Genomic DNA, 6,477 nt, shown 5'->3' with positions numbered 1-6,477 from the left:
GTGAAATTTATTCCAATTATCCCTACGATGGGAAATACATCCTTGATGGAGATAAACTCATCATCTGTCAGTCAAATGTACCAACAGAAATTTTAAAATTGATTTATCCTAGAGCAACCGTAAATCCATTAGGAGATTGGACTGGAGGATATAATGTTGATACTGGAGCAACTAATAGAAAACTCGGCTCTGATATGGGACGAGCAGTAACTGGTGGAGGTCTTCATGGTAAAGACCTATCAAAGGCTGATGTATCAGTTAATATTTATGCCCACCTAAAGGCACAAGAGGAAAATAGAGAGATTGAATTATCCTGTGCAATCGGAGATGAAACTGTTGATGGTAGACCATATTCAGAAATTGTAAAAATTGCTAGAAACCACATTAACTCTATCGGTGGTTTTGAAGAATTTGCTAAGTGGGGGCTAATATGATGAAAGAAGGACTATTACAATATGAATTAAAAAATGTAGATGAACTCATCCCATATATTAATAATGCTAGAACACATACTGACGAACAAATAAATAAGGTAGCTGCATCAATAAAAGAATTTGGATTTTTAAACCCAATCCTAATTTCAGATGAGAATGTTATTACAGCAGGACATTGCAGACTTCTTGCAGCTAAGAAACTAGGACTAAAGAAAGTTCCATGTATTTTAGAAAATTATCTTACAGAGGCACAAAGAAAAGCATATGTACTTGCTGATAATAAGCTAAGTCTTGATGCTGGTTGGGATGAAGAACTATTGAGAGTTGAAATTGAATCCCTAGAAGATTATGGATTTAATGTAGAGCTTACAGGATTTTCAACTGAAGAATTATCTTCGCTCTTTGACCTTGGTGTAGAGGCTGAAGAAGATGACTTTGATGTTGAAGAAGAACTTAAAAAGCCTATTTTTTCCAAGGAAGGAGATATTTGGACTTTAGGTAGTCATAAAGTTATTTGCGGTGATTCTACTCAATGGGAGACTTTTGAAAAGTTATTAAATGATACAAAGGTTAATCTGGTCTGTACCGATGCACCCTATTTTGTAGATTTGAAAAACAAATCGGGAACAATCAAAAATGACAATCTTAATGATGAGGAAGCCTATGAATTTTTAATGAAGGTCTTCACAAATTTTAAAGAGGCAATGGCCAAAGATGCATCAATTTATGAATTCTATGCAACTATGAAAGCTAGAGTTTTCTATGATGCTTTTGAAGATGCAGGCTTTAAAGTTGGTGCAGGGCTTATTTGGAAAAAACCAAGAGCTCCTTTCATGAGAACAGATTGGAAATTTAATATGGAGCCTATTATCTTTGGTTGGAGAAAAGATGGAAAACATAACTGGTATGGAGATCAAAAGCAAACAGCAGTCTTCGAATTTGATGGAATTAAAGATTCTGAAAAAGAAGGATGTGGTCATCCATCATCAAAACCAGTACCACTTATTGCTTATTTAATAAAGCAATCAACTCAAACAAATGGCTTAGTCCTTGATGGATTTTTAGGAAGTGCATCGACTCTGATTGCCTGTGAAGAACTTAATCGAATCTGCTATGGAATAGAAATAGAGCCTAAATTTGTTGATGTAGCAGTAAAAAGATATTTAAATTTAGTTGGTAGTGATAAAGATATAAGCCTTTTAAGAGATGAAAAAAAATATAAGTATGAAGATGCTATTAATCTGACTTGATATAAATCAGTATTTGAGTGATATATGTATGTGAGGTGATTAGATGATTTCAAGGGAAATTATACAAAAATTAAAAGAGACGTATCCAGTAGGTACAAGAGTAAAACTAATCCAAATGGAAGATGGACAGGCTCCACCAGTTGGAACTTTAGGCACAGTTTATGGGGTGGATGCCATTGGATCAATCCTAGTAAAATGGGATAATGGTTCGATGTTAAATGTAATTTTTAGGGAGGATATAATTGAAAAATCTAATTAAATAACCATACATTGCTTGACTATTCCTCTATTGTACGGGAATATGTGTACAACAAAAGAGAAGGAACGAAAAATGAAAAAAATTGAACTGCTAGAAAATATAAAAGAAAAAGAAGAATTCGAAGAAAATAAAATAAGTTACAGATTTTATTGGGCATATAGAGAATCCCAAAGGATAGGTCGAGACATCCTAAACTTTGAAGACATTGGATTTGAAGATAATCACGAAGATATGATAGAGAATCTTGAAAGATTCGGGATACAAGAATTTACCATTTCCGATCAGTCAACAGGACTCATGAAAGGACTAAAAAGCTTTAAAAGAAAAGGTTACTTTCCTATAGACTTAATTGAAATAGATACAGGAAGGACTAATTGGAATTTCAAAGAAAGAAAAGAGGAAAAAGAGTATGAACCAGCCCTCCTTTTCAAGAGAAACTAAGAGAAAAAATAGAGAGTTAAGCAAGATAATTGCTTGACTTATCTCTTCTTGTACGGGAATATGTGTACAACAAAAGAGAAGGAGAACATTACCATGAAAAAAGACCTTTTAGAAAGATTAGAAACAGAAGTTACAGCTTGCAAAAGATACGCAGAAAGCTCAATAAAAAAATCAAAAGAAGGCAAGACTGGAGCAGCCATTAATCTTTTAGACATAGCGGGAACAGCAAAGAAATGTGCAGACCAAGTTCATGAAGAACTTTGGGAGGTATCAAAAGGAAATTTAACAGATGAAGAATTTCAACTTTTTGCAGAATCAGAAACACTAGAAAGAGAACTTAAGAAAGCATACAAAGAATTAAACATAGCAAGACAAAGATAAAATAAAATTCCAAATAGAGTTTAGGCTCTATTTGTCGTAGTAGAAGTCACTAGCAAGTGGCTATTTTTTATGCCTATTTTTAGATGAAGGAGGTCAAATGAAATATAAACCAACAAAATTTATGCTACCTACATCTCACTATGATAAAAACAAAGCAGACTATGCTGTCACCTTTATAGAATGCCTAAAACACACAAAAGGTAGATGGGCAGGTAAAGATTTCAAGCTTATTGACTGGCAAGAAGAAATCATTAGAGACTTGTTTGGAATTGTGAAAGATACAGGGTATCGACAATTTAATACAGCCTATATTGAAATACCAAAGAAAATGGGAAAGTCAGAACTTGCAGCTGCTGTAGCACTCCTTCTTACTTGCGGTGATGGAGAGGAAAGAGCAGAAGTTTATGGATGTGCTGCAGATAGGCAACAAGCAACTATCGTCTTCGATGTTGCAGCTGATATGGTAAGGATGAGCCCAGCCTTATCTAAAAGAGTAAAGATACTAGCATCTCAAAAGAGAATGATATATAAGCCGACCAATTCTTTCTATCAAGTTTTATCTGCAGAGGCTTATTCTAAACACGGATTTAATATTCATGGTGTGGTCTTTGACGAACTTCATACCCAACCTAACAGAAAACTTTTTGATGTTATGACAAAAGGTTCAGGAGATGCAAGAACTCAACCCCTATATTTTCTTATTACAACTGCAGGAACAGATACGAAATCAATCTGCTACGAAACTCACCAAAAGGCAGTCGACATACTTGAAGGAAGAAAAACTGATCCAACTTTTTATCCCGTGATTTATGGAGCAGATAGAGAAGATGATTGGACAGATGAAAAAGTATGGCATAAGGCTAACCCATCCTTAGGAATTACAGTTCCAATAGAAAAAGTAAGACAAGCCTGTGAATCGGCTAAGCAAAACCCAACTGAAGAAAATGCCTTCAGACAGTTAAGATTAAATCAGTGGGTCAAACAAGCAATTAGGTGGATGCCTATGGAAAAATGGGACTTATGTAACTTTGCTGTTAATGAAGAAGAACTAAAAGGTAGAGTTTGTTATGGTGGACTTGACCTATCATCAACAACAGATATTACGGCCTTTGTTTTAGTCTTTCCTCCATTAGATGAGGATGATAAATATCAAATATTACCCTACTTTTGGTTGCCAGAAGATAACCTCGACCTAAGAGTAAAAAGAGACCATGTGAACTATGACCTATGGAAAAAACAAGGCTATATTCAGACAACAGAAGGCAATGTAGTTCATTATGGTTTTATTGAAAAATTTATAGAAGATTTAGGTGATAAATATAACATCAGAGAAATAGCCTTTGATAGATGGGGAGCAGTTCAGATGGTACAAAACTTAGAAGGCATGGGTTTCACAGTTGTTCCTTTTGGTCAAGGATTTAAAGACATGTCTCCACCAACAAAAGAATTAATGAAACTAACTCTCGAAAGAAAAATAGCCCATGGAGGTCATCCAGTTCTAAGGTGGATGATGGATAATATCTTTATTCGAACAGATCCCGCTGGAAACATTAAGGCAGATAAAGAAAAATCTACAGAAAAGATAGATGGGGTTATTGCTACAATCATGGCTCTAGATAGGGCAATAAGATGTGGCAATGATACGAGTGAATCTGTTTATGATGATAGGGGATTGATTATTTTTTAATCTCTCTATTTTTGATTTATCATAGCCAAATTTAGAAAAGTGGCGAGATTTAGAGTTAAGTAAAAATGCACGAAAAAAGCCACCATATAGGTGGCTAGAATATGTATACCAATTGCTTATGAGTGACGATAACACATATCGCTTACCTAGATAATGGCACTTGAATAAGACTTACTGTTGGTATAATCATGATACTTTAAAAATAGAAAAAAGTCAAGTTTTATAGGGGAAATTCAAAAATATATTTTAAGATACCATTGTCTCTTAAAGTTTTAAACTCATCTGCGTAATTACCTGTTTTAAGATGAGAATACAAGATATTTGAGAAAACATCAGCGATTTGAATATTTGAGTTATTGGCAGAGTCAAAATATGAAACCGCAAAATTTCCTTGATTAATCCCAGTTATGCAAAGTTCAGTGTTTAAATAGTCCTCAAGAAAGAATCTCGATTCGGTTCTTTCATTTCTTTCATCAAGTTGTAAAAGATGATTCTCACTTGGTATGTAATTATTTCTTATGAAGTAGTCCAGTGATATTTTTAATAGGTAATTGAAAACTCTAGATGTATTTGAACAAAAAGTATCTTTGAGTCTTGAATTGTCAACTTTTAAATAGAAAAGACTGAAGTTGCTTTTTCTGGCAAAGAAGTTTATAAATTTTTGTTTCATGGGTCTATCAAAAGCAGAACCTTTTAACTCATGAAATGTTCCATTTAAAAACATTTTTTGCCTATTGTCTATTCTTTTAAGCTCTTCAAGATTAGATGCTACAAAACGTTTATAGGATCTTTTTAAAGCATTAGAATTATCTGGAATAATTAACGTGATAATGAAGTATTCATTTTTAAGTTGATTATTAATTGTTCCTGATTCGTCGATATATATGTTCATAGTTTGTCCTTCCAGTAAATATATTAACATTATATCACAAATGATTAAAATTTTAGGAGGTGGTAATATAAACATTTTAAACTTAATATTCAAGTCGAGAGACAAACCTAAAGACGGGGAGAGGATATCTTCATCGTCTTTTTTATTTGGGAGAACAACAGCAGGAAGGAATGTCAACGAATTTACTGCCATGCAAATGACGGCAGTTTATTCATGTGTGAGAGTTCTTGCTGAAACCTTAGCAGGACTTCCTCTTCATCTATATAAAAGAGGAGATTCGAACTCAAAGGAAAAAGCAAAAGACCACGCCATATATTTTCTTTTACACGATGAGCCAAATACTGAGATGACTTCATTTGTATTTAGAGAAACACTAATGACCCATCTTCTATTGTGGGGAAATGCCTATGGACAGATTATTCGTAATGGAAGAAATGAAATCATAGGTCTATATCCTCTTATGCCAAACAAGATGACTGTAATGAGAAGTGAAGATGGAGAAATCTTCTATAAATACAATCACAAATCAGAAGAGGTTTATCTTTTAAAAGAAGATGTCCTTCATATACCTGGACTTGGTTTTGATGGACTTATCGGCTACTCACCAATTACCATGGCAAAAAATGCAATTGGAATGGCGATGGCTTGCGAAGATTATGGTGCGTCATTCTTTCAAAATGGAGCACAGCCTGGTGGGGTTTTAGAGCATCCAGGAATTATTAAAGATCCAGAAAGAGTTAGAGAGTCGTGGAATGCAGCCTTTCAAGGGGCTAAGAACGCCAACAAAGTGGCTGTACTTGAAGAAGGAATGAAATATCAACCGATAGCAATAGCACCAAGTGAGGCCCAGTTTTTGGAAACTAGAAAGTTTCAATTAAATGAGATAGCAAGGATATTCAGAATACCACCTCACATGATTGGAGACTTGGAGAAGTCGTCATTTTCAAATATAGAACAGCAGTCGCTTGAATTTGTTAAATACACTCTTGACCCTTGGATTGTTCGTTGGGAGCAATCTTTGGAAAGAGCACTATTAACAAAGAAAGAAAAAGAATCCTACTTTATTAAATTTAATCTTGATGGACTTCTGAGGGGAGACTATGAATCAAGGATGAATGGATATGCTGTAGGAA

The 6,477-nt window shown here is 34.3% G+C and carries 7 protein-coding genes and 1 pseudogene; 7 read left to right on the top strand and 1 reads right to left on the bottom strand.

Annotated elements, in window-relative coordinates:
- The 6 genes and pseudogenes from PEPTYR26121_RS08645 to PEPTYR26121_RS08620 form a co-directional block, all read left to right on the top strand.
- Positions 1 to 434: pseudogene (locus PEPTYR26121_RS08645) on the top strand (S-adenosylmethionine synthetase N-terminal domain-containing protein); the annotation flags it as partial.
- Positions 431 to 1,684 carry a site-specific DNA-methyltransferase gene (locus PEPTYR26121_RS08640; RefSeq protein ID WP_246285936.1) on the top strand — a complete coding sequence of 418 codons (1,254 nt, stop codon included), beginning with the start codon at positions 431 to 433 and terminating at the stop codon, positions 1,682 to 1,684. The pseudogene PEPTYR26121_RS08645 and the gene PEPTYR26121_RS08640, both read left to right, overlap by 4 nt.
- A 43-nt stretch (positions 1,685 to 1,727) precedes the next feature.
- Positions 1,728 to 1,943, top strand: coding sequence for a DUF4314 domain-containing protein (locus PEPTYR26121_RS08635; RefSeq protein WP_044565558.1), 216 nt, complete (start codon positions 1,728 to 1,730; stop codon positions 1,941 to 1,943).
- Between the two features lie 72 nt (positions 1,944 to 2,015).
- A complete protein-coding gene (locus PEPTYR26121_RS08630; protein ID WP_044565559.1) occupies positions 2,016 to 2,384 on the top strand; it encodes a DUF7698 family protein in 369 nt (122 codons plus the stop codon).
- A 93-nt stretch (positions 2,385 to 2,477) separates the two neighbouring features.
- Complete coding sequence (locus PEPTYR26121_RS08625) at positions 2,478 to 2,765, top strand: hypothetical protein (protein ID WP_044565560.1); 288 nt, start codon at positions 2,478 to 2,480, stop codon at positions 2,763 to 2,765.
- A gap of 97 nt (positions 2,766 to 2,862) precedes the next feature.
- Complete coding sequence (locus PEPTYR26121_RS08620) at positions 2,863 to 4,452, top strand: terminase large subunit (RefSeq protein WP_180501026.1); 1,590 nt, start codon at positions 2,863 to 2,865, stop codon at positions 4,450 to 4,452.
- 220 nt (positions 4,453 to 4,672) lie between these two features.
- On the opposite strand, the gene PEPTYR26121_RS08615 is transcribed toward PEPTYR26121_RS08620, so the two are convergent.
- On the bottom strand, positions 4,673 to 5,344 hold the full coding sequence (locus tag PEPTYR26121_RS08615) for a DUF3800 domain-containing protein (protein ID WP_044565564.1): 672 nt from the start codon (positions 5,342 to 5,344) through the stop codon (positions 4,673 to 4,675).
- Positions 5,345 to 5,384: 40 nt separating this feature from the next.
- Here PEPTYR26121_RS08615 and PEPTYR26121_RS08610 point away from each other — a divergent pair.
- Positions 5,385 to 6,477, top strand: a 1,093-nt coding sequence (locus PEPTYR26121_RS08610) for a phage portal protein (protein ID WP_246285935.1), incomplete at its 3' end; no start/stop codon positions are given.

Origin of the sequence: Aedoeadaptatus nemausensis, assembly GCF_903819165.1 — a bacterium.
Classification (GTDB): Bacteria; Bacillota; Clostridia; order Tissierellales; family Peptoniphilaceae; genus Aedoeadaptatus; species Aedoeadaptatus nemausensis.
Note: the sequence above shows the minus strand (reverse complement) of the source record. Positions and strands in the feature narration are given on the sequence as shown.